This is a genomic window from Micromonospora sp. WMMD964 (assembly GCF_029581455.1).
Taxonomy (GTDB): domain Bacteria; phylum Actinomycetota; class Actinomycetes; order Mycobacteriales; family Micromonosporaceae; genus Micromonospora.
Genome location: NZ_CP120860.1, coordinates 1,195,473 through 1,220,799 on the forward strand (window position 1 = coordinate 1,195,473; position 25,327 = coordinate 1,220,799).

The 25,327-nt window shown below is 72.9% G+C and carries 21 protein-coding genes; 10 read left to right on the forward strand and 11 right to left on the reverse strand.

From position 1 onward, the window contains the following. Positions 1 to 87: 87 nt before the first annotated feature. Positions 88 to 357, forward strand: coding sequence for a DUF6458 family protein (locus tag O7616_RS05635; protein ID WP_030332052.1), 270 nt, complete (start codon positions 88 to 90; stop codon positions 355 to 357). Positions 358 to 409: 52 nt separating this feature from the next. Here O7616_RS05635 and O7616_RS05640 read toward each other — a convergent pair whose 3' ends face one another. Next, positions 410 to 949 carry a histidine phosphatase family protein gene (locus O7616_RS05640; RefSeq protein ID WP_282305890.1) on the reverse strand — a complete coding sequence of 180 codons (540 nt, stop codon included), beginning with the start codon at positions 947 to 949 and terminating at the stop codon, positions 410 to 412. A gap of 112 nt (positions 950 to 1,061) precedes the next feature. Between O7616_RS05640 and O7616_RS05645 the strand changes: the two genes are divergently transcribed. Further along, positions 1,062 to 1,349, forward strand: coding sequence for a DUF6458 family protein (locus tag O7616_RS05645; protein WP_282263393.1), 288 nt, complete (start codon positions 1,062 to 1,064; stop codon positions 1,347 to 1,349). Positions 1,350 to 1,624: 275 nt separating this feature from the next. Here O7616_RS05645 and O7616_RS05650 read toward each other — a convergent pair whose 3' ends face one another. Next, the gene (locus O7616_RS05650; RefSeq protein WP_282305891.1) at positions 1,625 to 2,302 is read right to left on the reverse strand and encodes a hemolysin III family protein; all 678 of its coding nucleotides are present in this window, start codon (positions 2,300 to 2,302) and stop codon (positions 1,625 to 1,627) included. A gap of 107 nt (positions 2,303 to 2,409) precedes the next feature. Between O7616_RS05650 and O7616_RS05655 the strand changes: the two genes are divergently transcribed. Genes O7616_RS05655 through O7616_RS05665 form a run of 3 tightly spaced genes read left to right on the forward strand, consistent with a single transcriptional unit; the run spans position 2,410 to position 4,791 of the window. Continuing rightward, the gene (locus O7616_RS05655; RefSeq protein ID WP_282305892.1) at positions 2,410 to 3,198 is read left to right on the forward strand and encodes a carboxyltransferase domain-containing protein; all 789 of its coding nucleotides are present in this window, start codon (positions 2,410 to 2,412) and stop codon (positions 3,196 to 3,198) included. Beyond that, positions 3,195 to 4,058: a biotin-dependent carboxyltransferase family protein gene (locus O7616_RS05660; protein ID WP_282305893.1), complete on the forward strand. Its 864-nt coding sequence runs from the start codon at positions 3,195 to 3,197 to the stop codon at positions 4,056 to 4,058. The genes O7616_RS05655 and O7616_RS05660 overlap by 4 nt, the downstream gene beginning before the upstream one ends. Continuing rightward, on the forward strand, positions 4,042 to 4,791 hold the full coding sequence (locus O7616_RS05665) for a 5-oxoprolinase subunit PxpA (RefSeq protein ID WP_282305894.1): 750 nt from the start codon (positions 4,042 to 4,044) through the stop codon (positions 4,789 to 4,791). Before O7616_RS05660 ends, O7616_RS05665 begins: the two co-directional genes overlap by 17 nt. A 34-nt stretch (positions 4,792 to 4,825) precedes the next feature. On the opposite strand, the gene O7616_RS05670 is transcribed toward O7616_RS05665, so the two are convergent. The 6 genes from O7616_RS05670 to pdhA all read right to left on the reverse strand — a co-directional run bounded on the left by O7616_RS05670 (position 4,826) and on the right by pdhA (position 14,063). Next, complete coding sequence (locus O7616_RS05670; RefSeq protein WP_282305895.1) at positions 4,826 to 6,664, reverse strand: NHL domain-containing thioredoxin family protein; 1,839 nt, start codon at positions 6,662 to 6,664, stop codon at positions 4,826 to 4,828. Between the two features lie 336 nt (positions 6,665 to 7,000). Next, positions 7,001 to 9,733 (reverse strand): hypothetical protein, encoded by a 2,733-nt coding sequence (locus tag O7616_RS05675; RefSeq protein WP_282305896.1) that lies wholly within the window; start codon positions 9,731 to 9,733, stop codon positions 7,001 to 7,003. Between the two features lie 343 nt (positions 9,734 to 10,076). Continuing rightward, positions 10,077 to 10,214, reverse strand: coding sequence for a hypothetical protein (locus O7616_RS05680; protein WP_167393602.1), 138 nt, complete (start codon positions 10,212 to 10,214; stop codon positions 10,077 to 10,079). Positions 10,215 to 10,432: 218 nt separating this feature from the next. Further along, positions 10,433 to 11,893 carry a dihydrolipoamide acetyltransferase family protein gene (locus O7616_RS05685; protein WP_282307540.1) on the reverse strand — a complete coding sequence of 487 codons (1,461 nt, stop codon included), beginning with the start codon at positions 11,891 to 11,893 and terminating at the stop codon, positions 10,433 to 10,435. Positions 11,894 to 11,898: 5 nt separating this feature from the next. Next, positions 11,899 to 12,888, reverse strand: coding sequence for an alpha-ketoacid dehydrogenase subunit beta (locus O7616_RS05690; RefSeq protein WP_282263384.1), 990 nt, complete (start codon positions 12,886 to 12,888; stop codon positions 11,899 to 11,901). Beyond that, a complete protein-coding gene (gene pdhA, locus O7616_RS05695) occupies positions 12,888 to 14,063 on the reverse strand; it encodes a pyruvate dehydrogenase (acetyl-transferring) E1 component subunit alpha (RefSeq protein WP_278136806.1) in 1,176 nt (391 codons plus the stop codon). The genes O7616_RS05690 and pdhA overlap by 1 nt, the downstream gene beginning before the upstream one ends. A gap of 515 nt (positions 14,064 to 14,578) precedes the next feature. Here pdhA and O7616_RS05700 point away from each other — a divergent pair. Together O7616_RS05700 and O7616_RS05705 are read left to right on the forward strand one after the other, a co-directional pair. Beyond that, positions 14,579 to 15,592 carry a hypothetical protein gene (locus O7616_RS05700; RefSeq protein ID WP_282305897.1) on the forward strand — a complete coding sequence of 338 codons (1,014 nt, stop codon included), beginning with the start codon at positions 14,579 to 14,581 and terminating at the stop codon, positions 15,590 to 15,592. 65 nt (positions 15,593 to 15,657) lie between these two features. Beyond that, positions 15,658 to 16,278, forward strand: coding sequence for a phosphatase PAP2 family protein (locus tag O7616_RS05705; RefSeq protein ID WP_282305898.1), 621 nt, complete (start codon positions 15,658 to 15,660; stop codon positions 16,276 to 16,278). A gap of 82 nt (positions 16,279 to 16,360) precedes the next feature. On the opposite strand, the gene O7616_RS05710 is transcribed toward O7616_RS05705, so the two are convergent. The 3 genes from O7616_RS05710 to O7616_RS05720 are packed head-to-tail and all read right to left on the reverse strand — an operon-like array spanning position 16,361 to position 21,165. Beyond that, on the reverse strand, positions 16,361 to 17,584 hold the full coding sequence (locus O7616_RS05710) for a hypothetical protein (protein WP_282305899.1): 1,224 nt from the start codon (positions 17,582 to 17,584) through the stop codon (positions 16,361 to 16,363). A 57-nt stretch (positions 17,585 to 17,641) separates the two neighbouring features. After that, positions 17,642 to 19,327, reverse strand: a complete 1,686-nt coding sequence (locus tag O7616_RS05715; protein WP_282305900.1) for a GTPase — start codon at positions 19,325 to 19,327, stop codon at positions 17,642 to 17,644. Further along, entirely contained in the window at positions 19,324 to 21,165 is a 1,842-nt protein-coding gene (locus O7616_RS05720) for a GTPase domain-containing protein (protein WP_282305901.1), read from the reverse strand. The genes O7616_RS05715 and O7616_RS05720 overlap by 4 nt, the downstream gene beginning before the upstream one ends. Before the next feature lie 221 nt (positions 21,166 to 21,386). Here O7616_RS05720 and dnaK point away from each other — a divergent pair, with 221 nt between their 5' ends. The 3 genes from dnaK to dnaJ all read left to right on the forward strand — a co-directional run bounded on the left by dnaK (position 21,387) and on the right by dnaJ (position 25,319). Further along, positions 21,387 to 23,249 (forward strand): molecular chaperone DnaK, encoded by a 1,863-nt coding sequence (dnaK, locus tag O7616_RS05725; RefSeq protein ID WP_282305902.1) that lies wholly within the window; start codon positions 21,387 to 21,389, stop codon positions 23,247 to 23,249. Positions 23,250 to 23,296: 47 nt separating this feature from the next. Next, the gene (gene grpE, locus O7616_RS05730) at positions 23,297 to 24,055 is read left to right on the forward strand and encodes a nucleotide exchange factor GrpE (RefSeq protein WP_282263373.1); all 759 of its coding nucleotides are present in this window, start codon (positions 23,297 to 23,299) and stop codon (positions 24,053 to 24,055) included. A gap of 82 nt (positions 24,056 to 24,137) precedes the next feature. Beyond that, on the forward strand, positions 24,138 to 25,319 hold the full coding sequence (dnaJ, locus tag O7616_RS05735) for a molecular chaperone DnaJ (RefSeq protein ID WP_282305903.1): 1,182 nt from the start codon (positions 24,138 to 24,140) through the stop codon (positions 25,317 to 25,319). The last annotated feature ends 8 nt before the right edge of the window (positions 25,320 to 25,327 follow it).

Consider the following 25,327-nt stretch of genomic DNA (forward strand, 5'->3'; position numbering starts at 1 on the left):
CCGGGTATGCCGGCTGCGTGGCGGGTAACCGTCGCGTGACCTCGAAAGGGAACGCCCAGAGCCACCGCACGGGGGAGTGCAGCGCACATGGGTGTAGGAAGCGGCATCTTTCTCATCGCGATCGGCGCGATCCTGACCTTCGCGCTGAGAGCCAACGTCTGGTGGATCGATGTGCGGGCCGTCGGCTGGGTGTTCATCCTGGCCGGGCTGGCCGTACTGCTGACCACGCTCTGGTTCTGGCAGGACCGGCGTAAGCGGGCCCGGACCCTCATCGTGGAGGAGAACCGGCTCTCTCATCCCACCGCGATGATGCCGCCGCCGCCGGATCCGCCCCCACCGACCGCCCCGCCGTCCTGAGCACGACCTGGGCGCGTACCCCTGAGCCACCCGCCGGTGACCGGCGGGTGGCTCAGTCGCGTGCGGTGTGGCCCGCCGTGACCGGCGCTCCCGCCCGGCTCAGCTCCGCCCAGCCGAAGCGGCCACGATGCACCGCCAGTTCGGCGGTACGCAGACCCTCCTCGGCCGCCCCGTCCGGATCGAGGAGCGCGGAGAGCAGAGAAATGCCCGGGTTATGGGCGATCAGGAGCGCGGTCCGGGCGGCCGGATCGACAGTGCGGACCAGCGCCAACAACTCCTCGGGGTGCGCGTCGTACGCGCCCGGCTCGTAACGGACGGTCGGTCGAGGACCGGTCGGACCACCCTCCGGCGGTGAACCGGTCATCCCCATCGCCACCCCGTGCCAGGTCTGCCGGGTGCGCCTGGCCGTCGAGCAGATGACCACGTCCGGCAGCAGGCCGTTCCGCGCCAGCCAGGCACCAGCCGCCGCCGCATCGGACTCCCCGCGTGCGCTGAGCGGGCGTTCGGCGTCGTCCGCCGCATCGCTACCCTGCTCGGCCTTCGCATGCCGAAGCAGGACCAGTGTCCGTGTCTCGAGGTCGGCGTCCGTCATGCCCCCAGCTTGCCCGATTGGCGATCTCCGTGCCTGGGTAAGTCAATGCCTGCCGCACCCCTACCGACGGCCGCGGCGCGTCGTACGCCAGGTTAGAGCCGAGGAGCGAGACATGGGCATTGGTGGCAGCATCTTCTTGATCGCGCTCGGCGCGATCTTCGCATTCGCCGTGGAAGCCGACCTGGGCTGGCTGGACCTGTCCGTCGTCGGCTGGGTGTTGATGCTGGCCGGCGTCGCCGGTCTGCTCGCCACCCTCTATTTCTGGAACAGCCGCCGCCGCACGGTGGTCGCCGCCCCGGTACGCGAGGAGCGCGTCGTGGCCGACCGCGTCGTGCCGGTCCAGGATGACCAGGTCATGCGGGAGTACCGCGAGGTTCGTCGGCCGGGCCACCCCGTCTGATCCTCGCCCGCGCACTCCGGGGTCCCGCAGCGCCGCGGGGCCCCGGCTCGCGTTCCGACCCAGCCGCGTTGCGCGCGCCCGGCTCGCGGGTGCGCCCGACCCGCCCTGCCCCCGCCCCGCCCTCGCGCCCTCTCAAGATCCGCACACTTTCGGGGAAACTGCTGCCTGCGGGTGCGTTGAGGCAGCAGTTTCCCCGGAAGTTGCGCGGATCTTGAGGGGTGTTGCCCGAGGCCGGGGCGCGCTCGCTCGTCCCGCGACTGTGCCGGACGTTCCGGTCAGGCGAACAGCGCGAAGTAGATCGCGATGTGGTGGCAGATCGCCGCCACCAGGGTGCAGGCGTGGAAGAACTCGTGGTGACCGAAGACCGTCGGCCACGGGTTGGGCCGCCGCAACGCGTAGAAGACCGCGCCGACGCTGTAGATCGCGCCGCCGACGATCAACAGCACCAGCGCCGCGACGCCACCACCGTGCAGGATCTCCGGCAGCATGGCCACCGACACCCATCCGAGCGCCAGGTAGAGCGGCGCGGACACCCAGCGCGGCGCGTGCGGCCAGACCACCTTGAGGGCCACGCCGGCCAGTGCCCCGCCCCAGACCAGGGCCAGCATCACGGTGGCCGGTCGGGGCGCGAGCAGCATCACGCAGAACGGTGTGTACGTGCCGGCGATGAACACGAAGATCATCGAGTGGTCCATCCGGCGCATCACCTGATAGCCGCGCTCCGACCACACTCGACGGTGGTACAGGGCGCTCGTGCCGAAGAGCCCGCAGACCGTCACGCTGTAGATGACGCAACTGACCAGGGGCGCCCACCCCGGTCGGCTGGCGGCGATCGAACAGAGCACGATGCCGCACACCACCGCGACGAAGAAGGCGTACGTGTGCAGCCAGCCGCGCATCCGGGGCTTACCGATGTCGACCGGCTTCAGGCGAAGCGGGGCGGAGGTGGTCACGACATCAGGTTACGGCACCGTAGGTTACTTTCAAGTAGTCGCGTCGGTGACGCCCGGCACCGTCATCGTGAACACCACGACCCCGATCCATCGGCGAAGATGAGCCGATGCGGATCCGGCCCGTCGGGGTGCACGCCCTCCTGCTCGACTGCACCACCGACGACGACACGCCCCACGACGACGACGCGCCCCACGACGACGTGCCCGAGGCCGACGTGGTCGACGCGTGGCGGGCCGAGTTGTGGCGGCGTCGGGAGCAGGGCGACCTGATCGCCGTCGAGATCGTGCCGGCGGCCAGCACCGTCCTGCTCGACGGTTTGCCCGACCCGAGCGCCACGGCCGAACAACTGGCCCGTTGGGCGGGCGACGTCGCCGCCGCCGCCGCGAACCGTCCCGCCAGCGCCGTGGCGGCCGCCAGGACCGGCGAGCGCGACGCCCTCACTGGAACCGTCGACCGTGACCCCGTCGCCGGAGCCGCCGACCGCGGCTCCACCACCAGAGCCGCCGACCGCGACGTTGCGGAGGTCGTCGTTCCGGTCTGCTTCGACGGACCGGACCTGCCGACGGTGGCCGAGCACTGGAACGTGGACGTGCCCGCCGTGCTGCGCCGGTTGACCGGCACCCGGTTCCGGGTCGCGTTCTGCGGATTCGCCCCCGGCTTCCCCTACCTGACCGGGCTGCCCGCCGAGTTGGCGCTGCCCCGGCTGGCCACACCCCGCCCTCGGGTGCCGGCCGGATCGGTCGCCCTCGCCGGCCCGTACGCGGGCATCTACCCGGGTGCGTCCCCCGGCGGCTGGCAGTTGGTCGGCCGCACCGAACTGGTTCTCTTCGACGTCCACGCCGATCCACCGGCCCGGCTCGGACCGGGCACGCTGGTGCGGATGGTGGCGACGTGACCCACCCGGCTGCCATCGAGGTGCTCCGCGCCGGGGCGCTCACCACGGTGCAGGACCTGGGTCGGCCGGGGTGGGCGCACCTGGGCGTACCCCGTTCTGGTGCCCTCGACCCGGCAGCTCTGCGGTTGGCCAACCGGCTGGTCGGCAACCCCGAGCACGCCGCCGGGCTGGAGATCACCCTGACCGGTTGTACCCTGCGGCTGACCCGGGCCACCACGGTGGCGCTCACCGGCGCCGAGGTCACGGTCCAGGCGGGCGATCGGCCCGCCGACGCCGGACGTCCGCTCACCGTGCCGGCCGGGACGGTGCTGCGGGTCGGCCCCGCCCGACGGGGCGTACGGAGTTGGCTGGCGGTGGCGGGTGGCATCGACGTGTCGCCGGTGCTCGGCAGTCGAGCCACCGACACCCTCTCCGGGCTCGGTCCGCCCCCGCTGCGCGACGGTGACCGGCTGCGGCTCGGCGACCCGCTCGGCGCACCCGCCCCGGTGGACCTGACCGTGTGCCCCACGCCCCCGTCCGAGCTGCGGTTGACACTGCGACTCGGTCCTCGCGACGACTGGTTCACGCCGAGCGCGATCGACCGGCTGTTCGGCAGCGCGTACACCCTCAGCCCGGTGAGCAACCGGGTCGGCGCGCGACTCGCCGGCGCGCCGTTGCCCCGCGCGGTCGCCGGCGAACTGCCCAGCGAGGGCATCGTGCTCGGCGCGGTACAGGTGCCGGCGGACGGACAACCGCTGATCTTCCTGGCGGACCATCCGACCACCGGCGGATACCCGGTCATCGGGGTGGTCACCGACGTGACCCCGCTCGCGCAGGCCCGGCCAGGGACTACCGTCAGATTCCATGGACCTCAACGCTGACCTCGGCGAGGGATTCGGCATCTGGCGACTCGGCGACGACGAGGCGTTGCTGAGCCTGGTCACGTCCGCCAACGTCGCCTGCGGCTTTCACGGCGGCGACCCGTCCACCATGCGACGGGTCTGCGAGGACGCCGCGCGGCGGGGGGTCGCGGTGGGCGCGCAGGTCGGCTACCGGGACCTGGCCGGCTTCGGTCGGCGGAGCATCGCGTACGCCTTCGGCGAGCTACGCGACGAGATGACGTACCAGCTCGGGGCGCTGAACGCGTTCTGCCGGCTGTTCGGCACCCGGGTCCGCTACCTGAAGCCGCACGGGGCGCTCTACCACGCGACCAGCACGGACGAATCCCAGGCGGCGGCCGTGGTCGCCGCCGTCACCGGGTACGACCCCGAGTTGCCCGTCCTCTGCCTGCCCGGCTCGACGCTGGCCCAGCTAGCCGTCGGCGCGGGTCTGCCGGTCGTCGCCGAGGCGTTCGCCGACCGCGCGTACCTGCCCAACGGGGCGTTGGTGCCGCGTGGCACCCCCGGTGCCGTGATCAGCGACCCGGAGCAGGTGGCCGAACGGGCGGTGCGGATGGCCGTCGAACGGGTCGTGGTGGCGGTGGACGGCACCGTCATCCCCTGCTCGGTCGACTCCATCTGCGTGCACGGCGACACCCCGGGCGCGGTATCCGCCGCCGAACTGGTCCGCGCCGCCCTGATCGACGCCGGCGTGACCCTGGCACCGTTCGCGTGAGAGGAGGGGCCCGCACGGGGCCCCTCCGCGTACGTCAGGCGTCCAGGCCGCGAAGCACCAGCGGCAGCCGGGTCACCGCGCCGTCGACCACCCGGACCGGTACGCCCCAGTCCTGCCGGGTCAGGTGGCACGCCGCGTGTTCGACGTCCGCGTCACAGGTGGCCGCCTGGGCGGTCACCTGCAACACACCGGCGGTGACCTCGCCGTTCAGCACCAGTCGACGGGACAGTTCGGTGCCCGTTCCGGCACCCTCGACCAGCAGCTCCGGTGGAGAGGCGGACACCACCAGCCGGGTCGACGGCCCGTACGTCTCGTCCAGCTTCTGCCCCGGCGCCGGGGTGAAGACGATGTCCAGGGTGACCTCACCGGCCGAGACGTCGGTCGGCTTGCGTTCGGTGCGGTGCCGGGGCCCGTCCACCGTGCTGGCGCCCGCCGCCGACAGTGCGCCCGGAGCGAGCCGGGTCAGCCGGTGCGCGGCGGACTCCACCACCAGCACCTCGCCGGCCGGGGTGAGCACCAGGTCGCTGGGCTCCGCCAACCCGTCGGCGACGGTGGAGACCTGGTTGCTGTCCGGGTCGAAGCGGCGCACCGCACCGTTGTACGTGTCCGCGATCAGCACCGAGCCGTCCGGCAACGCGCACACCCCCAGCGGGTGCTGGAGCAGCGCCGACTCCGCCGGGCCGTCCACGTGCCCGAAGTCGAACAGGCCCTGCCCGACGGCGGTGCCCAGCACGCCGTTCTCGACGTAGCGGACGGCGCTGGTCTCACTGTCGGCGATCCAGAGCCGGGTGCCGTCGGCGGAGACGGAGAGCCCGGACGGCTGTGCCATCCACGCCTCGGCCAGCGGGCCGTCGCGCAGCGCCTCGACCGTGGTGCCCGCGTACATGCCGGCGGTCCGCTTGATCGGGTCGAACCACCAGAGCTGGTGGATACCGGCCATCGCGATGATCAGTTTGTCGTCGTACCAGGCCAGGTCCCACGGGGACGAGAGATCCACGGCGAGCGCGTCGTGGGCGTGGTCGTCCACCTCGGCACGCCACTGCCGGCCGCTCCCGGCCACGGTCAGTACCTCGCCGGACTCCAGCCGTACGCCACGCAGCAGGTGGTTGACCGTGTCGGCCACCACCAGGTCGTAGCCGGCCACCTCGGCGACGTGCGTGGGCAGCAGGCACACCCCCTGCGGCTCCGAGAACGTCGCCGCGGCAGCCGGCCCGTCGGCGCGGCCCCGCTCGCCCGAGCCGATCCGACGCACCGGCGTCTCGCCGTCCGGTGCCACCTCGACCAGCGAGTGCCGGGCCGAGTCCGAGACCAGCAGGTTGCCGTTCGGCAGTTGAGCCGCCTTGCCCGGGAAGCGCAGCGCGGTCTCCGGCGCCGGTGGCGGAACGTACGGCCCGTCGCCCCGGTGCAGGGTGCCCTTGGCCTCGTGGGTGGCGATCAGCTCGTCGATCAACCGGGCCAGCCCTTCGGCGTGCCCCTCGCCCGCCATGGTGGCGACGACGTACCCCTCGGGGTCGATCACCGACAGCGTCGGCCAGGCCCGGGCGGCGTACTGCTGCCACATGTCCATCTCGGGGTCGTCGAGGACGGGGTGGTGCACTCCGTACCGCTCGACGGCGGCGGCGAGCGCGTCCGGGTCCTTCTCGTGCTCGAACTTCGGCGAGTGCACACCGATCACGACGAGCACGTCGCCGTACTTCTCCTCCAGCGGGCGCAGCTCGTCGAGGACGTGCAGGCAGTTGATACAGCAGAACGTCCAGAAGTCCGCGATCACGATCTTGCCGCGAAGGTCCTGCAGGGTCAGATTCCGGCCGCCGGTGTTGAGCCACTGCCGGCCCCGCAGTTCGGGCGCCCGTACACGCGCTGTCGTTGCCATCCCCTCAGCCTGCCACGCCCCACCGGCCCGATCGCCGTGACCCGGACGACAGCAGGCAGAGCGGCTGCTAGCCCGCGCCGCCTTCGTTGCGTTCCCGACGCTTCGCGGCGTACTCGCGGACCTCGACCGCGTCCCATATGCGCCCACGGTCAGCGTCTCGATCGGAGATCCGCGCGAGTTCCCCGATGTTGCTGCCTCCGAGGCGCTGGAAACACCAACATCCCCGATCTTGTGCGGATCTCGGACGGTGCGGCGGTTCGGCGGCGGGCTTGGGCGCGGGGACGGGTACGACGAACGGCGGGGTCACGGTCGCCCGTGGCCCCGCCGTCGACGGAGTTACTTCGTGGCCGGCTTGAGGCAGAGCACCCGGTTGGTGCCGTCACCCGGCAGCACCACGTGCGGCTGCGTCGGGTCGGCGCACTTCTCCTTCGCGTCCACCTTCGACACGATCGTGAAAGCGCCCGCCTCGCCGCAGTCCGCCGCCGAAGCGCCACCCTGACCGGACTGCTTCACGCAGGTGCCGACCGCCGGGTCGAAGGCCGGCGTGTCGTTGTCGCCGAACTTGCCGAGCAGCAGCAGCAGGCCGAGCGGCACCGCGAGGATCAGCACCGCGGCGACCAGCACCGCGGCCAGCACCCGGCCGTTGCGCACCTTGGGGGTCGGCGGTTCCACCTTCGGCTCGTCGGCGTCCGGCTTGAACGCGTCGAACCGGCCCTGCTCCGACTGCCCGGCCTCCTGGCCCCACGGCGACGGGGGCTGCTGCGCGGGCGGGAACGACGGTGGGAAGTTGCCGCCCGGCACCGGTTCCGTTGCCGGCCCGGCACCGAAGCCCGGCCCACCGAAGCCACCGGAGCCCGGCCCACCGGAGCCCGGCCCACCGAAGTCCGCTACGCCGAAGGTGGCGGTGCCGTTGACCGCGGCGCTACCGGCGGCCGGCGACCCGGGGCCGCCGAACTGGTCGGCGGGCCGTTCGGCACCGGCGTTCGGTCGGTTGCCGTTGACCGGCCGGTTGTTGCCGGGCGCGTCGACGAAGGACGGCACACCCGGCGGGAACGCCGGCGGTGCCGACGGAGCCTCACCGAACGCGTTCGGTGCGGGCTGCCGGTCGTCGAAGCGCGGATCGGCAGCCGGCTCGCCGCCCCAGCCGGGGCCGGCCTGGCGCTGCGCGTCGTCCTGCCACTCGGGCACCATCGGGCGTTGCGAGTCGCCCTGCCACTCCGGCGCGGCCGGGCGTTGCGAGTCGTTCTGCCACTCGGGCACGACCGGGCGTTGCGGATCGTTCTGCCACTCCGGCGCGGCCTGCCGCTCGACTGCCGGCTCGGCCTGGAACGCCTCCGGCTCCGGCTCGTTCTCCGGCTCGGGGCGGGCCGGGCGGCCGTACACCCGGGGTTGTGGCGAAGCCGTGCCGGTCGGTCGGGCGGCCTGGTCGGTCGGGGGCATCACCCGGCTGGCCAGCGGCACCGATGCGCTCGCGGTGGCTCGGGCCGCCGCGCCCGCTGCCTGATCGGCCTCCGACGTGGGTACGACCGCACGGCCTGCACCGGACTCCGGGGAGGTACGCGGGGCGGGCACCACAGCACCACTCGCGGAGGCATCTTCCGCGCGACCCCAGCCGGCCGGCTCCGCCTCGTACTGTGCGGCGGCGTCCGGTGTCTCCCGCTCGGCGTACGCGGGCTGCTCGGGGATCGGAGCGAACTGGGCGTGCGGTGCCGGGTAGTCGGCCGGCGGAATGGCGGCCAGGCTGGCGCCCGGCACGCGCTGCTCCTGCGGGGGCAGCGGCACCGCGTTCGCCGGTGAGATGCCCGGTGCGGGCCCGGGCTGGTAGGCGGGTGCCTCGCCGCCGCGGTCCGCTTCCCAGCCACCACGGGACTGGGCGGAGGCTTCCGCTTCGGCGCGACCCCACACCTCACCGGGTGCCCACGGTTCGGCCTCCGGAACGACGGGAGTGCTCGGGGCCGGGTTGTCCGGGTTGGCGGGCCAGCCGGGCGCCCCGTCGTTGCCGGGCACGCTGACGCTGGCGCGAGCGGGGAGGCCGCTCTGCTCGGGCGGGGTCCACCCCGACGGCTCCGGCCGATCGGTCGGCTGGTCCTGGGGGGTGAGCACCCAGTCGGGCTGCTGCGGACGGCCTTCGGCGGCGCCCCAGGCGGCGGGCTGCGCGGGTTGGTCCTGTCGCGCCTCGCTGCCGTCGTTCCAGGCGGCGGGCTGTGCCTGCTGCTGTGCCGCCCACCCGCCGGACTGCGCCGGGTCCTCCTGGCCGGGTCGGCTCGGTGCCGGCACCTGAGCCGCCCCACGGGCGGCGTTCGGCGGGGCGGCCTGGCCCCACGCCGGGGCGGGCTGCTCCGTCGGCTCGGCGGGTTGGCCCCAGGCCGGCGGTGACTGCTCGGCCGGCGTCCACACCGGCTGGTCGTCGCGGGCGGCGGTGCCGGCGGGCCAGCCGCCGTTGCCGGTCGCGCCCTCCTGCTGGGCAGCGCCGGACCAACCACCGGCCTGCGGAGGCTCGGGCTGCTGCGCCTCGGCCCCGCGCCAGTCACCGGCGGGCGGGTTGGCCTGTGCGGCGCCACCCCAACCGCCGGACTGGGCCGGGTCTTCCTGGGCGGGCCAGGCAGTGGTGGCCGGAGGCACCTGCGCGGCGCCCCTCGCGGCCGGCTGGGCCTGCACCCACTCGGGCTGCTCGGCGGCACCCGACTGCCAGCCCTGCTGCTGCGCGCCCCACGCGGCGGGCTGGGCGGGGGCGGGCGCGCCTGCGTCGTTGCCGGGCCAGCCGCCGGGCTGCTGCTGCGGTGGTTCGCTCGTGCCGCCGCCAGCGGCCCAGGCGGGCTGCGCGGGGTCGTTGGGCTGCGGGCCGCCACCCCAGGCGGGGGTGGGCTGCTGCTCGCCCTGGGTCGCCCAGGCCGGCGTCGACGGGTTGGGCCGCGTCGGCGGCGGGGGCGCCCAGCCCAGGTCGGGGCCGGCGGCGTTCTGGCCGTTGTCCGGCTGCGCCGGGCGGTCGCCGTACGGCGCCGGTCCGCCGGCGCCCGGTGACACCTCGTCCGGCTCTTGGCCGGGACGGTGCGGGCCCTCGGACGTCATGGGTGCGCCTCCTCCATCACATGTCGGCTCGCCGGTGCCGATCGGTCTCCTCGGCATGGCTGCCGGCGTCACCGGCGTACCGCTGTGCCGGCTCCCCGCACGGTATCGGGTAGCGGCACGGCGCGTCCAAGGAGCACCGGTCGTCACTACGCGTGACCGGTCGGTGTCGAGCAGCTTCTATCGGCTCGGCCTCTGCCGGGTCGGCGGGCGGCGACCGAAGCCCACCGTACCGGGCGTTGCGGCAGGGCGGAATCCCGGTGGTGGGTGGCGGGAAACGCCGATGGCCCACCCGGTGGGCCGGGTGGGCCATCGATCTGGAGGAGGTGCGGAATGTCGTGGAGCGTCAGCTCATGTGACGCTGGGCGATGACGAGGATCTCCTCGCGGACCGCCGGCGAGTTCGCCGAGCGCAGCGCGTGCTCGATGGCACGGGCGCGGCGGTTGGCGTCGCGGTGGTTGCGGATTCGCTCGATCATGCTCATTGGTGGGTCCCCCTAGCTATTCGGTTGTCAGCCCCTGATGCGTCTATTCAACCGCAGAACCCGGTGAACTTCCATCGATTATTAGGTGAGCTGAGACACTTGCCTAACAATCAAAGGTCAACAGGCTGTCTGGCCGACGGTTCCGTCGCCAAAACGACACGGCCGGTGTGCCGGGAGTTAACCCGTGGCACACCGGCCGTGGCTGGCGTCGCGAACGATCAGGTCCAGGCGAGCAGGGCCGCCTCCGGATCGGCGAGGAAGTCGCCGATGTCGCGCAGGAACTTCGAGCCCAGCTCACCGTCGATGATCCGGTGGTCGAAGCTGAGCCCCAGGGTGGTCACCTGACGCACCTTGACCTTGCCCTTGTGCACCCAGGGCATCTCCCGCACCGCACCGAACGCCAGGATCGCCGACTCGCCCGGGGGCAGGATCGGCGTGCCGGTGTCCACCCCGAACACACCGACGTTGGTGATGGTCAGGGTGCCGCCGGACATGTCCGCCGGCGAGGTGCGGCCGGACTTGGCCGTCTGCACCAGGTCGGTCAGCGAGTCCGCCAACTCCCGCAGCGAGAGCCGGCCGGCGTCCTTGATGTTCGGCACGATCAGACCGCGTTCGGTGGCTGCCGCGATACCGAGGTTGACGTACTCCTTGACCACGATCTCGTCGCCGGCCCAGGTCGAGTTGACCATCGGGTGACGCTGCACCGCCAGCAGCACGGCCTTCGCCACCAGCAGCAGCGGCGAGACCCGTACGTCGCGCCACTCCCGTCGGCCGCGCAGTCGCTCCAGCGCCTTCATCGCCCGAGTCACGTCGACGGTCAGGAACTCCGTCACGTGCGGAGCGGTGAACGCCGAGCGCGACATGTTCTCGGCGGTGAGCTTGCGTACCCCCTTCACCGGGATGCGCTGCTCGCGATCCGTGCCGAAGCTCGCGGCGCTCGTCGCCGTCGCCGTGACCGGCTCGGCCACCACGGTGGCGCCGCTCGCCGCCTGCTGCACGTCCTCGCGGGTGATCGAGCCCAGCGGACCCGAACCGGTCAACGTCGCGAGATCGACCCCGAGATCCTTGGCGAGCTTGCGCACCGGCGGCTTGGCCAGAACCGCCCCGCCCCGTCGATCATGGACTTGTGGTGCCGGAACAGCGGGGGTTGGGGTGGGTTTGTCACCCGCCACAACTCCATGATCCACCGCCGGGGCGGGGGTCTGCGCCGGGACGCCGCCCTTGCGCGGGCGGCGCTTCGCCGTCGTGGTGCGCGGGCCGTAGCCGACCAGCACCGCGGTCCGACCACCCGGGGCCGGACCGCCGATCAGGCCGGGCTCCACCATGCCCTCGGCCGGCGCCACCTCCACCGCCGCCAGCGAAGCCGCCGACGGAGTGGGCAGGTCGCCGCTCGGTGCGGCGGTGGTCGACGGGGCTTCCAGCGGACCGGCGCCCGGGTCGGTGTCGATCGCGATGATCGGCGCACCCACCTCCACCGTGGTGCCCTCCGGGTGGTGGATCGCCTGCACCTGTCCGGCCCACTTCGCCGGGATCTCCACCGCCGCCTTCGCCGTCTCGACCTCGACGATCGGCTGGTTCAGCTCGATGGTGTCGCCGACCTTGACCAGCCAGGTCAGGATCTCGCCCTCGGTCAGTCCTTCGCCCAGGTCGGGCAGGTTGAACGTCTTGATCCGGGACATGTCGCTCACCAACCGAAGGTGCGGTCGACGGCGTCGAGCACCCGATCGAGGTCGGGCAGGTACTCCTCCTCCACCCGGGCGGCCGGGTAGGGGGTGTCGAAGCCGGTCACCCGCAGCACCGGCGACTCCAGGGAGTAGAAGCACTCCTCGGTGATCCGGGCGGCCAACTCGGCGCCGAGACCGATGTTCGACGGCGCCTCGTGCACCACCACCGCGCGGCCGGTGCGCTTGACCGACTCGTACGCGGCGCTCAGATCCAGCGGGGACAGTGAGCGTAGGTCGATGACCTCCAGCTCCCGGCCGTCCTCGGCCGCGGCGGTCGCCGCCTCCAGGCAGGTCCGCACCATCGGCCCGTAGGCCAGCAGGGTGACGTCGGTGCCGGGCCGCACGACCCGGGCCGAATGCAGGGGGTACGCCTCGGACAGCGGCGCGTCCAGGTCGACCTGACCCTTCTCCCAGTAGCGCCGCTTGGGCTCCAGGAACACGATCGGGTCGTCCGAGGCGATGGCCTGCTGGATCATCACGTACGCGTCCTGCGGGTTGGAGCAGGACACCACCTTCAGCCCGGCGGTGTGCGCGAAGTACGCCTCCGGCGACTCGGAGTGGTGCTCGACCGCGCCGATGCCGCCACCGAACGGGATCCGGATCACCATGGGGATGCTGAGCTTGCCGCGCGAGCGGTAGTGCATCTTCGCCACCTGCGACACGATCTGGTCGTACGCGGGGTAGACGAAACCGTCGAACTGGATCTCGCAGACCGGCCGGTAGCCACGGATGGCCAGGCCGACAGCGGTGCCGATGATGCCGGACTCGGCCAACGGGGTGTCGATCACCCGCTGGTCGCCGAAGTCCTTCTGGAGCCCGTCGGTGATCCGGAAGACGCCGCCGAGCTTGCCGACGTCCTCGCCCATGATGATGACCTTGGGGTCGGTCTCCAGGGCGCGGCGCAGACCGGTGTTGAGGGCCTTGCCGAGGGTGAGCGTCTCCGTGGCCATCAGTGTGCGCTCCCCTCGAACGACTCCATGTAGCGGCTGAACTGCGCGCGCTGCTCGTCGAGCAGCGGAGAGCCGTTGGGGTAGACGTGGTCGAACATCGTCACCGGCTCCGGGTTGGGCATGGCGAGCACCCGCTCACGCAGGTGCACCGACTCGCGGCGGGCCTGCTCGTCGACCTCGGCGAAGAAGTCCGCGTCGGCGATCTTCTGCTTCTCCAGGAAGGCCCTGACCCGGCTGATCGGGTCCTTCGCCTGCCACGCCTCGACCTCGCTGGCGATCCGGTAGCGGGTCGGGTCGTCGGAGGTGGTGTGCGCGCCCATCCGGTACGTGTACGCCTCGATCAGGCTCGGGCCCTGCCCGTGCCGGGCGTTGTCCAGCGCGGTGCGGGTGACCGCGTACGTGGCCAGCACGTCGTTGCCGTCCACCCGTACGCCGGGGAAGCCGAAGCCGGCGGCCCGTTGGTAGAGCGGGATGCGGGTCTGCCGCTCCAACGGCTCGGAGATGGCGTACTGGTTGTTCTGGCAGAAGAAGACCATCGGCGCGTTGAACACGCCCGCCCAGACGAACGCCTCGTTGACGTCGCCCTGGCTGGTGGCCCCGTCGCCGAAGTACGCGATCACGGCTTCGCCGTCGTCGGTGCCGGTCTTGCCGTCCATGGTGATCCCCATGGCGTAACCGGTGGCGTGCAGGGTCTGCGCCCCGATCACGATCGTGTACATGTTGAACTTGAACTCGTTCGGGTCCCAGCCGCCCTGGTCGACGCCGCGGAACAGGCCGAGCGGCATGATCGGGTCGATGCCCCGGCAGTAGAGGACACCGTGCTCCCGGTAGGTCGGGAAGGCCATGTCCTGGGTACGCAGCGCCCGCCCCGAGCCGACCTGGGCGGCCTCCTGGCCGAGCAGACTGGCCCAGATGCCCAGCTCGCCCTGACGCTGGAGAGCGGTCGCCTCGGCGTCCAGCTTCCGGACCAGCACCAGGTCGCGGTAGAGCCCGCGGTATTCCTCGTCGGTGAAGTCGACGCGGTACTCGGTGCCGTCCGGACCGGTGACGCTGTCGATCCGTTCGCCTTCGGGGGTCAGTAGCTGCACCAGCTCAGGGTCGCCGGCCGCGCCCTTCCTGGAGCGGGGTGCGGCCCGCCTGCTGCGGGTGGTGCCCCCGGGGTCGCCCTTTGCCATCGGTCTCTCCCTGTCGTGTCTGCGTCGGCACCGGGGGGTCACCCGGCCGCGCAACTCGTGCGCCTGTCCGGCTGCTGCCGGACCGGTTCCTGGCGGCCGCGCCTAGCCCCGGTGGGGGTTGCCGCGCGGCGTGAGCCGGGTTCTGGCCGAACCCGGATCGGGAGCGCCGGCGCCGGGCCGCGCCTGCCGCGAGGGTGCGCGGAGGTCACGGCTGCGTTGCCGTCGTGCTCCATATTCGCAGAGCAGGTGAGCGCGCCCACAGTACGCCCGCCCCGCATCCCGACCGGCCACGCTTTGCGATTGTTTGTCGTCATCATGCCGTCCTGCGTTTCCAGGGCGATCCGGCGATGATTCGTCACCGTTCGGTCAGGCCCGCGTGTCGACACGCGGTGGAGGTTGGCTGACGCAGGGTGACTACGTAAGGCTGATTCCCGCAGGATCGCGCCTATCGGGTTGTTTGCCAGCTTTAGGCGGGGCGTCTTCATCTCCTCGACGGCTACGACAAGGGGTGTGCGGTGCACGAGCCAGCTGACGGTCCCGGCACACCGGCGCTCGGCCGGCACCGGTCCGCAGGCGGTTACCGCCGCGTGGTGGGCGTCCACCGTGCTCCGGGCGGTGGCCCCACCCGGGGCTACCTGCTCACCGTCGCCCTGCTGGCCGGGACCGCGTCGATGCCGATCCTCGCCGCGATCAGCGCCGGCTCGGCCACTCCGGGCAGCACCGCACTGCCGGACAGCAGCACCCCGTTCATCCCGACCCCGTCGGTCGGGCCGGTGTTGATCCCGATGCCGATGACCAGTCAGCCGGCGCTCCCGCCGCTCGGCACCCCCAGTGTCGTACCGACCAGCGGCTGGCTGCCCGCCGCTCCGCGACGCCCGGCGGAGGAGCCGGCCCCGGCGGACCGGGGTCCTGCCCCGCGGACGACGACCCGGCCGCTCGCGCCGAATCCCACCCGGGGTTACTCGCCCCCCGCCCGCCCGCCCGTTGCTCCGCCACCACCGACCGCTTCACCGACCGACCCGGGCCCGACCGGTTCACCCGACCCGGACCCGACCGACCCGGATCCCACCGGCTCACCCGACCCGGACCCGACCGACCCGGACCCCACCGGTTCGTCAGACCCGGACCCCACCGGCTCGTCAGACCCGGACCCGACCGACCCGCCGGATCCGGACCCGACCGGCTCGACCGGGCCCGATCCGACCCCGACCCTGACGCTGGACCCGACGCCCACCTTCGACCCGACGCCGACTGTCGACCCGACCGCCACGCCGGCTCCGACCTGCCCGACGGGCGCCGTGACCGCCACACCCACCGGCACCCGGTCCGTGCCGCCGTCCAGGACACCCGTGCCGCCGTCCGCGATGCCCGCGCCACTGCCGCCCACCACACCCGGGACGACTGCCGCACCGAGCAGCCGGCGCGGTCCCGCGATTCCGTCGTCGCCGGCCGACGCCTCGGCTGCCGCGACCGGCCCGGTGCCGCCGGCCCGACCGATGCGCTCCGCGGTGTCCCCAGCGGTACGGTGACGAGCAGGCGCGGCCCATCCGGTGCCGACGGCGTTCGACGGTAGGCGCGTACCGCGGGGGGTGGCGTGGGCGGCGGTGCGAAACTCCGCCCGGTCACCCGACCCGGCCCGGGGCAGCGACTCGCCCGGCTGGTCACCGAGGTGACCGCACCGGCGGTGCTGGTGTCGTTGCTGATCCTCACCGTGAGCTGGCACAGCGCGAGCCGCCCCGGTCAGGGTCTCGTCTGGGGTCTGCTCGCCACCGTCTTCGTCACCGGCATCCCCTTCGCCTACATCGTCGGCGGAGTACGCCGTGGCCGGCTCACCGACCACCACGTCGGGCGGCGGGAGCAGCGCCGGGCCCCGTTGCTGGTCGGCCTCGGCTCGGTCGCGGGCGGGCTCGGCCTGCTCACCGTGCTCGACGCACCCCGCCCGGTGCTGGCGTTGGCGTTGGCCGGGCTGGTCGGCCTCGCGGTCACCGTGTCGGTCAGCCACTGGTGGAAGATGTCGATCCACTCGGCGGTGGCCGCCGGCGCTCTGGTCATCCTGACGCTGACCTTCGGCACGCACGTGGTGATCGCCGCCCCGGTGTTGGCGTTGGTCGGCTGGTCCCGGGTGCGGTTGGGGGACCACACGGTGCCGCAGGTGCTCGCCGGCGGGCTGCTCGGCGCGCTGATCGCCGCAGCGGTCTTCGGCCCCCTGCGCTGAACCCGCCCGCCGCGTTGAGGCGGCCCGACGCCGAGGGCCGGGTCGGGGCGGGCGGCGTCACGCCGCCCGCCTCGGGATGTCGTCAGGCGCCGTCGTCGGCGAGGCGGTGCCGGTTCGCCTCGATCCACGCGTCCAGGGCGGCCGGGTCGTCCGGGTCCACCCCGTCGGCCATCAGTTGTGCCACGGCGGCGGTGGCGGCGCTGCGCCGCTCGCCCGTCGAGTAGAGACGGGCGAACTCCGGAACCATCTCCTCGATCGCCTCGTCGGTACGCGTCGTCGCCGCCTCGGGCAGGCCGCGCTGACGGGACGCGTACCGCGCCCAGGCGCGCAGCACGCGGGGCAGCATCGCCGCGTCGTCCATGTCGAGCACGGCCCGGCGGTGGACCCAGTCGAGCAGGAAGAGCCCGGACACCGCCGGGCTCCAGCGCATGGGGTCGGCGTCCGGGAAGGTGGCGGAGTGGTCCAACAGCAGGCTCAGGCAGAAGTGCAGCGAGGCCAACTCGGGGCCGTCGACGGAATCGAGGCCGAACCGGGTGGCCTCCGGTGCGGCCAGGAACCGCCGGACCAGGTCGGTGCGTTCGGCGGCGGAGAGCGGCTCGACCTCCGCCGGGCCGGTCGGGTCGGCCGCGGCGGGCAGCATCGCCAGTCGGGCGCCGACCAACGCCCGGTCGGTGGCGAGCGAACCCTCGCCGGGCAGCTCGCTCAGCTCGTCGGTCACCGCGAGGTGGCGGGCCACCTCACCCCGGAGCCGGGCTGGGTTCTCGGTGCGGAACCAGGTCAGCTCGTCGTCCGCGCACATCTGCCGGACCTGGTCCAGGATCCGTTCCGCCGGACCGCCCACGAAGATGTCCTTGGTGATGCCGATGTTGTGGTCCACCAGCGCGACCAGCGCGTGCTCGGCGCCGCCGGACTCGTCGTCGTAGGCGAAGGTGGCGAGGTAGGAGGTCTGGTCGCCGTAGACGTCGCCGTACGCCCAGGAGCCGGTCAGGTGCACCCGACCGAGCTGACCGGTCCAGCTGGGCGCCTGGCTGCCGGGGCGCACCCGTTCGGTGCCTGTGGCGTCCGGGACGAGCCTGGCGAAGATCTGGCGGATGGTCGTCGCCGACGCGATCCGGCGGCGGGCGGTGGCGGCGAGGAACCCGGTGACGAACTCCCGTACGGCGGTGTCGCGGTCGGTCTCCGCGATCGCGTAGACACTGCCCAGTAGCGCGCTGCCGAGCATCTCGGCGTCGAGGGCGGACTCCAGCTTGGTCACGTCGCGTGCGGCGTGCAGCACCGCGTCGTAGGGGGTCTGTGGCGTGGCCATGCTCCGACCCTACGCCGCCCGGGGCGTACGCAGAGCGGTAGCGAGCCGCCCGGAACGTCAGCGGCGGGCGGCCTCCCGCAGCGCGTCGCGTGCCTGCGCGTACGAGCCGAGCACGATTCGCACCGGTGCGAGCACGTACTCCTCGCCCACCTCGGAGACCCGGACCGTCAGCCGTTGCCGGGCCCGGGCCCGGGCTCTCCGGGCTGCCCAGCGCACCACCGGTCGGGTCAGCGCGGCCACCAGCAGCCCGGCCAGCAGGCCGCCGAGCAGCAGAACGGTGGGCATCGGCACCTGCCCGACCATCGGGTTGTCCAACGCGGGCAGGCCGAGCGCCCGTAGCGCGTAGCCGAGCACCAGCCAGCCCAGGCCGACCGCGGCGGCCACCGTCACCAGCCACTGCACACCGCCGACGACCCGCCACCACACCGGTTGACGGTCCAAACCGAGGTCGGTGCCGGCGATGGCGCGGTCCAACGCGTCCGGCAGGTCGTCCAGGCGGGACCGGGCGGCGGCGGTCACCGCCGTCGGCCAGGTGGCGGGCAGGCCGCCGGCGGCCCGGTCGGCCACCGCGCGGATCGCCAGCCCGAGGGCGGAGCGCTGCGCGACAGTCGGGTCCGGCACCGAGGTCGCCGCCACCAGGCTCTCCGACGGGTCGGCGTCCGCGCCGGCCGGGCCGGGTAGGTGTAGCCGCCGCAGCGGATCGGGCCGCAACCGCCGCCAGCCCCGAACCACCGGCCAGCCGGTGGTCGCGCCGGCCCGATGCCGGTACGCCCGCTCCACCGCCTCGCTCACCGCCGGCACACCGGCGGCATCGGCCAACGCCCGGTTCAACCCGGCGACGGCGCCGTCGTCCGGCCCACCGGCGGGCCGGGCCGAGCCGACCAGCTCGTCCAGCGCGACGACGACGCTGTCGACGTCACCGGCGAGCCGCCGCAGCGCGGCCTGCCGCTCGGCGACGGTCCGTTCCAACGCGTCGCGCAACCCGACCATCCCGGCCGGGTCGATGGCGGTGGTGGACAGCAGGGGCACCCCGGTCAGCCCGTCCGTGTCGAGCAGCCGCCGTAGGTCGTCCATGACCCGGGGCAGCTCGGTCGGGGGCAGCCGGTCGGCCTGGTTGAGCACGACGACCGTGACGTCGCGGTGCCGGTGGAACTCCCGCAGGTAGTTGTCGTGGACGACCCGGTCGGCGTACTTCTGCGGGTCGACCACCCAGACCACCTGGTCGACCAGGCCGAGAAGGCGGTCCACCTCGAGCCGGTGGGACCGTTGCACCGAGTCGAAGTCGGGCAGGTCGAGCAGGATCAGCCCGTGCAGCGCGGTCTCGTCGTCAGCGTCCAGGGCGCTCTCCCGGACGAAGCGGTGTCGGGGCAGCACGCCGATCCAGTCGAGCAGTCGGTTGGCGTCCTCCAACGGACCCCACACGCAGGCGTGGGTGACGCCGGTGGTGGGGCGGCGGACGCCGACCGGCGAGAGCTGGAGCCGGGCCAGGGCGTTGAACAGGCTCGACTTGCCGCTGCCGGTGGCGCCGGCCAGGGCCACCACGGTGTGGTCCCGGGACAGCGCGAGCCGGGTGCCGGCCCGCTCGACCACCGTGTGCGCGGGTACGAGTTCGGCGTCCGGCAGCAGGCCGTCCACCGCGGCCAGGAACCGGCGTACCGCTTCCAGGCGGCCGATCAGCTCGTCGGCGTCGACCCGCTGGTCCCCGCGGAAAGCCTCGCGGAGCCGGCCGGTGATGTTCGTCACCGGGAACCCTCCTCGTCGACGGCGGGCGGGGTGTCACCGTCGGCGGACAGGCCGCTGCGGTGTCGGGCCAGCTCGACCCGCCCGGCGGCCCGACGTAGGCCGTCGCCGACCTCCACGGCGGGGCGGGCCTCCGCGCTGCGGCTCAGGAAGCGGTCGGCCTCCGCGTCGAGCAGCGTCCGCACCCGGCTCAGCAGATCGGTGCGGGCCTTCGCAGCGAGGGTACGCACCGCCTGGTCGCCGAAGATCGCCTGGAGGACGGCCTGCGCGGCGACGGTGGTGCCGGCGCCGGTGGCCACCTCCAAGCCGGTGGGGATGAACGCTGTGGAGGCGAAGACCGCGATCATCACGGCCAAGCCGGTGGCGTTGACCGCGTACGCGGCCGTGCGGGCCACGAACCGTTTGTCACCGCCCTCGACCCGGACCAGCTCCAGGACCCCGCGCTGCCAGTCGCGGACCATCCGTTCGGCGCGTTCCGGCAGATCGTCGCTCGGGTGGGCGAGCGCGGGGTCGAGCAGCTCGGCACCGGCCGGGTGTGCCTTCCACCCGGTGTACGCGGATTCGGCCGCCTCCGAGGCCACCCCGCGCAGCAGTGTCACCAGCTGCGACTCGATGGCGTTGCGAAGTTCGGTGGCGGGTGCCGGACGCCCGGTGACAGCGGCCACGACCCGGTCGCGTAGGCGGCCGATCCGGGCCTCCAGGGTGCGGAACAGCTCGCCGGTGCCGACGAACTCCTGCCAGCGGGCGAGTACCTCACCCCGGAGCAGCCGACCGTCCTGGAGCCCCTGCTCGGCGGTGCGTTCGGCACCCCGGTACGCGGCCCGGACCCGCTCGTCCAGCGCGTCGGCGGTGGCGATCTGCTCGTCGGCGGCGTCGGCCAACTCCTCGACGGCGGGGTGCAGCGCGGCCAGCGCCCCGTCCAACGTCTGGCGGACCACCGCCGTCCGGGCGTCCGCGTCGGCGGCCAGCCGGGCGAACCAGTCGGCCAGCGACGCGGTCACCGCCTCGGGCAGCAGCCCCTGCCCGTCGACCCAGGTCTCCGGCAGCACGAACAGCGGCGCCTGGCCGAGGCCCTGTTCGGCGAGCATCTCGCCCAGGTGCGCGGCGATCTCGTCGGTGGCCTCGGCGGGCACCCGGTCCAGCACCATGGCGATCACCGCGCCTCGCGCCCGGGCGCTGCGCAGCAGCTCCCAGGGCACCGCGTCGGCGTACCGGGCGGCGGTGGTGACGAACAGCCAGAGGTCGGCGGCGGCCAGCAGTTGGGTGGCGAGTGCCCGGTTGGCGTCGACGACCGAGTCGATGTCGGGCGCGTCGAGGAAGGCCAGCCCGGCGGGCAGGGCCGGCGCGGTGACCAGCTGCAGGGTGCGCGAGTCTTCGCTCGGCTCGGTGGTGCGGGTCAGCCCGGGCAACAGGTCGCCCTGGCGGAACCAGGCGGCGTCGGACGGGTTGCAGACCAGCACCGGGGAGCGGGTGGTCGGCCGGAGCACCCCGGCGGCGCTGACCCGGGCCTTGACCAGGCTGTTGACCAGCGTCGACTTGCCCGCTCCGGTGGAGCCGCCGACCACCACGAGGAGGGGTGCGTCCAGCCGGGCGAGCCGGGGTAGGAGGTAGTCGTCGAGTTGGTCGGTGAGGGCCGCGGCGGTCTGCCGGGCGGCGCCGGCCGAGGGCAGCGCGAGAGGGTACCGGGCCGCACCTATCGCCTCCCGGAGGCCCGACAGCGCGCTGGGGAGGCTGTCGTCCCCGGTGGTGGCGGACGGCTCCTCCGCGACGTGCGGCGGGCCGGTGCGGGTGGCGACGGCAGGCGCGCCGGAACGGGTGGCGGGATCGCCGTGCGTCGTCACCGCTAAAGCGTGCCCGACCGATGCAAGGGAAGACAACCGGACGAGAATTGCGGACGGGGTTGCGTCGAGTCGACTCAACCCGACTTGACGATTGGCCAACGCGTGGCACTATTGAGTCAAGTTCACTCAACTTGTGGTGGGGCCCGCTGCGGGCGGTGCTCGCCAGGCAGCCACGGGCAGTGCCCGTCACCTGCACAACCTTACGAAGCGAGGAAGCGAAGATGGCACGTGCGGTCGGTATCGACCTCGGCACGACGAACTCCTGCGTCAGCGTTCTCGAGGGCGGTGAGCCCACCGTCATCGCCAACGCTGAGGGCTCGCGGACGACCCCGTCGATCGTCGCGTTCGCCCGCAACGGCGAGGTGCTCGTCGGTGAGGTCGCCAAGCGTCAGGCAGTGACCAACCCGGATCGGACGATCCGTTCGGTCAAGCGCGAGGTCGGCACGAACTGGTCCGTCGACATCGACGGCAAGAAGTACACCCCGCAGGAGATCTCGGCCCGGACCCTGATGAAGCTCAAGCGGGACGCCGAGGCGTACCTGGGTGAGCAGATCACCGACGCGGTGATCACCGTCCCGGCCTACTTCAACGACAGCCAGCGGCAGGCCACCAAGGAGGCCGGTGAGATCGCCGGCTTCAACGTGCTGCGGATCGTCAACGAGCCGACCGCCGCCGCCCTGGCGTACGGGCTGGACAAGGGCTCCAAGGAGCAGACCGTCCTGGTCTTCGACCTCGGCGGCGGCACCTTCGACGTGTCGCTGCTGGAGCTGGCCGAGGGTGTCATCGAGGTCAAGTCGACCAGCGGTGACAACCACCTCGGTGGCGACGACTGGGACCAGCGGATCATCGACCACCTGGTCAAGACGTTCCGTGGTGAGCACGGCATCGACCTCGGCCAGGACAAGATGGCCCTCCAGCGCCTCCGCGAGGCCGCCGAGAAGGCCAAGATCGAGCTGTCCGCCGCCACCACCACCAACATCAACCTGCCGTACATCACCGCCGGCGCGGCCGGCCCGCTGCACCTGGACGTGACGCTCAGCCGCGCCGAGTTCCAGCGGATGACGCAGGACCTGCTGGACCGCTGCAAGGGCCCGTTCGAGCAGGCCGTGAAGGACGCCGGGATCAAGATCTCCGACGTCGAGCACGTCATCCTGGTCGGTGGTTCGACCCGGATGCCCGCCGTGACGGACCTGGTCAAGCAGCTCACCGGTCGCGACCCCAACAAGGGCGTCAACCCGGACGAGGTCGTCGCCGTCGGCGCCGCCCTCCAGGCCGGTGTGCTCAAGGGTGAGGTCAAGGACGTCCTGCTGCTCGACGTGACCCCGCTGAGCCTGGGCATCGAGACCAAGGGCGGCATCTTCACCAAGCTGATCGAGCGCAACACCACCATCCCGACCAAGCGCTCCGAGGTCTTCACCACTGCTGACGACAACCAGCCGTCGGTGCTGATCCAGGTCTTCCAGGGTGAGCGTGAGATCGCGGCCTACAACAAGAAGCTCGGCACCTTCGAGCTGACCGGTCTCCCGCCGGCGCCGCGTGGCGTGCCGCAGATCGAGGTCGCCTTCGACATCGACGCCAACGGCATCGTCAACGTGCACGCCAAGGACCTGGGCACCGGCAAGGAACAGAAGATGACGATCACCGGCGGCTCGTCGCTGCCGAAGGACGACATCGAGCGGATGCGCCGGGACGCCGAGGAGCACGCGGAGGAGGACAAGCGCCGCCGCGACGACGCCGAGACCCGCAACGTGGCCGAGGCGCTCCAGTGGCAGACCGAGAAGTTCCTGGCGGAGAGCGGCGACAAGCTGCCCACCGAAAACCGGGAGCAGCTCAACGAGGCCCTCGGCGAGCTGCGGGGCGCCCTCGGCGGGCAGGACATCGAGAAGATCAAGTCCGCGCACGAGAAGCTCGCGCAGGTCTCCCAGCAGGCCGGTTCGCTGCTCTACTCGCAGCAGGCCGAGCAGGGTCAGCAGCCGGGTGGCGAGCCCGGCCCGGGTGCGACCGGTGCGACCGGCGGCCCGCAGGCCGGCGGCGCCGACGACGTGGTCGACGCGGAGATCGTGGACGAGGACGGCAAGAAGTGACCGTCGGCCTCCGACACGTATCCACGGCGAAGGGATGAGGTAGCCGCATGACGCAGAAGCCACGAGCCGCCGACCCGGGCGACACCGGGTCGACGCCGGGTGGCTCCGCGCCCACGGAGCCGACCACCGGCGACGGGGAAGGGGTCGTCATCCGCAACAACCGCAAGCTCATCGACACGTCGGAGCCGGAAGGCACCGCCGCCGATGCGGAGACCGGCGTGCCGGCCGAGGGTCTGGTCGAGGACGCCGAGGTCGTGGTCGACGAGATCGAGGTCGAGGTCAACGCCACCGACGGTCCGGAACCCTCCGGGCCGCCGGTGGTGGACGCCCCGGCGCAGCCGGTCGACGGCGGCGGCACGGGCGGCTCGCTCGGCGCCGAACTGGAGGCGCTCCGGGCCGACCTGGACGAGCGGACCAGGGACCTGCAGCGGGTGTCGGCGGAGTACGCCAACTACCGCAAGCGGGTCGACCGGGACCGCAGCCTGGTGCAGGAGCAGGCGACCGGCTCGGTGTTGGCCGCGCTGTTGCCGATCCTGGACGACCTGGACCGCGCTCGGGAACACGGCGACCTGGTCGGGCCGTTCGGCACGGTGGCGGAGCAACTCACCACCGCGCTGGGCAAGTTCGGCCTGAACGCCTTCGGCGAGCAGGGTGACCCGTTCGACCCGACCCGGCACGAGGCGGTCGCGCACCAGACCTCGGCCGACGTCAGCGAGCCGACCTGCGTGCAGGTCATGCGGCGCGGCTACCAGCTCGGTGAGCGGCTGCTGCGCCCCGCGCTGGTCGCGGTCGCGGATCCGGAATAGTGCGAGACAGTGACCGGGCCGTCCCGCCCACCCGAGGGTGGGCGGGACGGCCGGGCCACGAAGGTCGAGAGGAGGTGGACCGGTGAGTTCCAAGGACTGGATCGAGAAGGACTTCTACGCCGTGCTCGGCGTGGACAAGGCCGCCTCCGCCGATGACATCAAGAAGGCGTACCGCAAGATCGCCCGAGAGTCGCATCCGGACCACAACCCGGGCGACCCGAAGGCCGAGGAGCGGTTCAAGGCTGCCTCCGAGGCACATCACGTGCTGTCGGACACGGGTCGCCGCCGTGAGTACGACGAGATGCGCTCGCTGTTCGGCTCGGGAGCCTTCCGCCGCAACGCACGGGGCGGGGGCCAGCCGGGCGGCATGCCGTTCGACGTCTCCGACATGTTCGGTGGTGCCGGTGGCGGCGACCGCCGCTTCGGAGGCGCCGGCTTCCAGGACCTGTTCAGCTCGATCTTCAGCGGTGGTCAGGCCGGTGGTCAGACCGCGCCACGCGGTCCGGCCCGTGGTCGGGACGTGGAGACCGAGGTGGCGCTCGACTTCGGTGACGCGGTCCGCGGGGTGACGCTGCCCCTGACGCTGCGCGCGCCGGGAGTCTGCGAGACCTGCCACGGCAACGGGGCGAAGCCGGGCACCCAGCCCCGCACCTGCCCGGTCTGCCACGGTGCCGGGGTCACCACCCGCGACCAGGGGGCGTTCAGCTTCTCCGAGCCGTGCCGCAACTGTCAGGGCGTCGGCACGGTCGTCGAGGAGAAGTGCCCGGAGTGCCACGGCAGTGGCGGTGTCACCAAGACCCGGACCATGAACGTGCGGTTCCCGGCCGGGGTGGCCGACGGTCAACGCATCCGGCTGGCCGGGCGCGGTGAGCCGGGCGAGCGCGGCGGTCCGGCCGGCGACCTGTTCGTGCACGTCAAGGTTCGGCCGGACGAGCTGTTCGGGCGTACCGGCGACGACCTGACGTTGAGCGTGCCGGTCACCTTCGCGGAGGCCGTGCTCGGCACGGACCTGCGGGTGCCGACGCTCGACGGCGCGGTGACCCTGCGGGTTCCGCCGGGGACGCCGAGCGGCCGGGTGCTGCGGGCCCGCGGCAAGGGTGTGGTTCGCCGCGACGGCCAGGCCGGTGACCTGCTGGTCACGTTGGACGTGGTGGTTCCGGCCCGGTTGTCCGACGAGGCGCGCGCGGCCCTGGAGGCGTTCGCCGAGCAGAGCCCGCCGGCGGCGCGGGAACATCTCGACGCTCGGGTGCGTCGGGTCAGTTAGTCCGATGG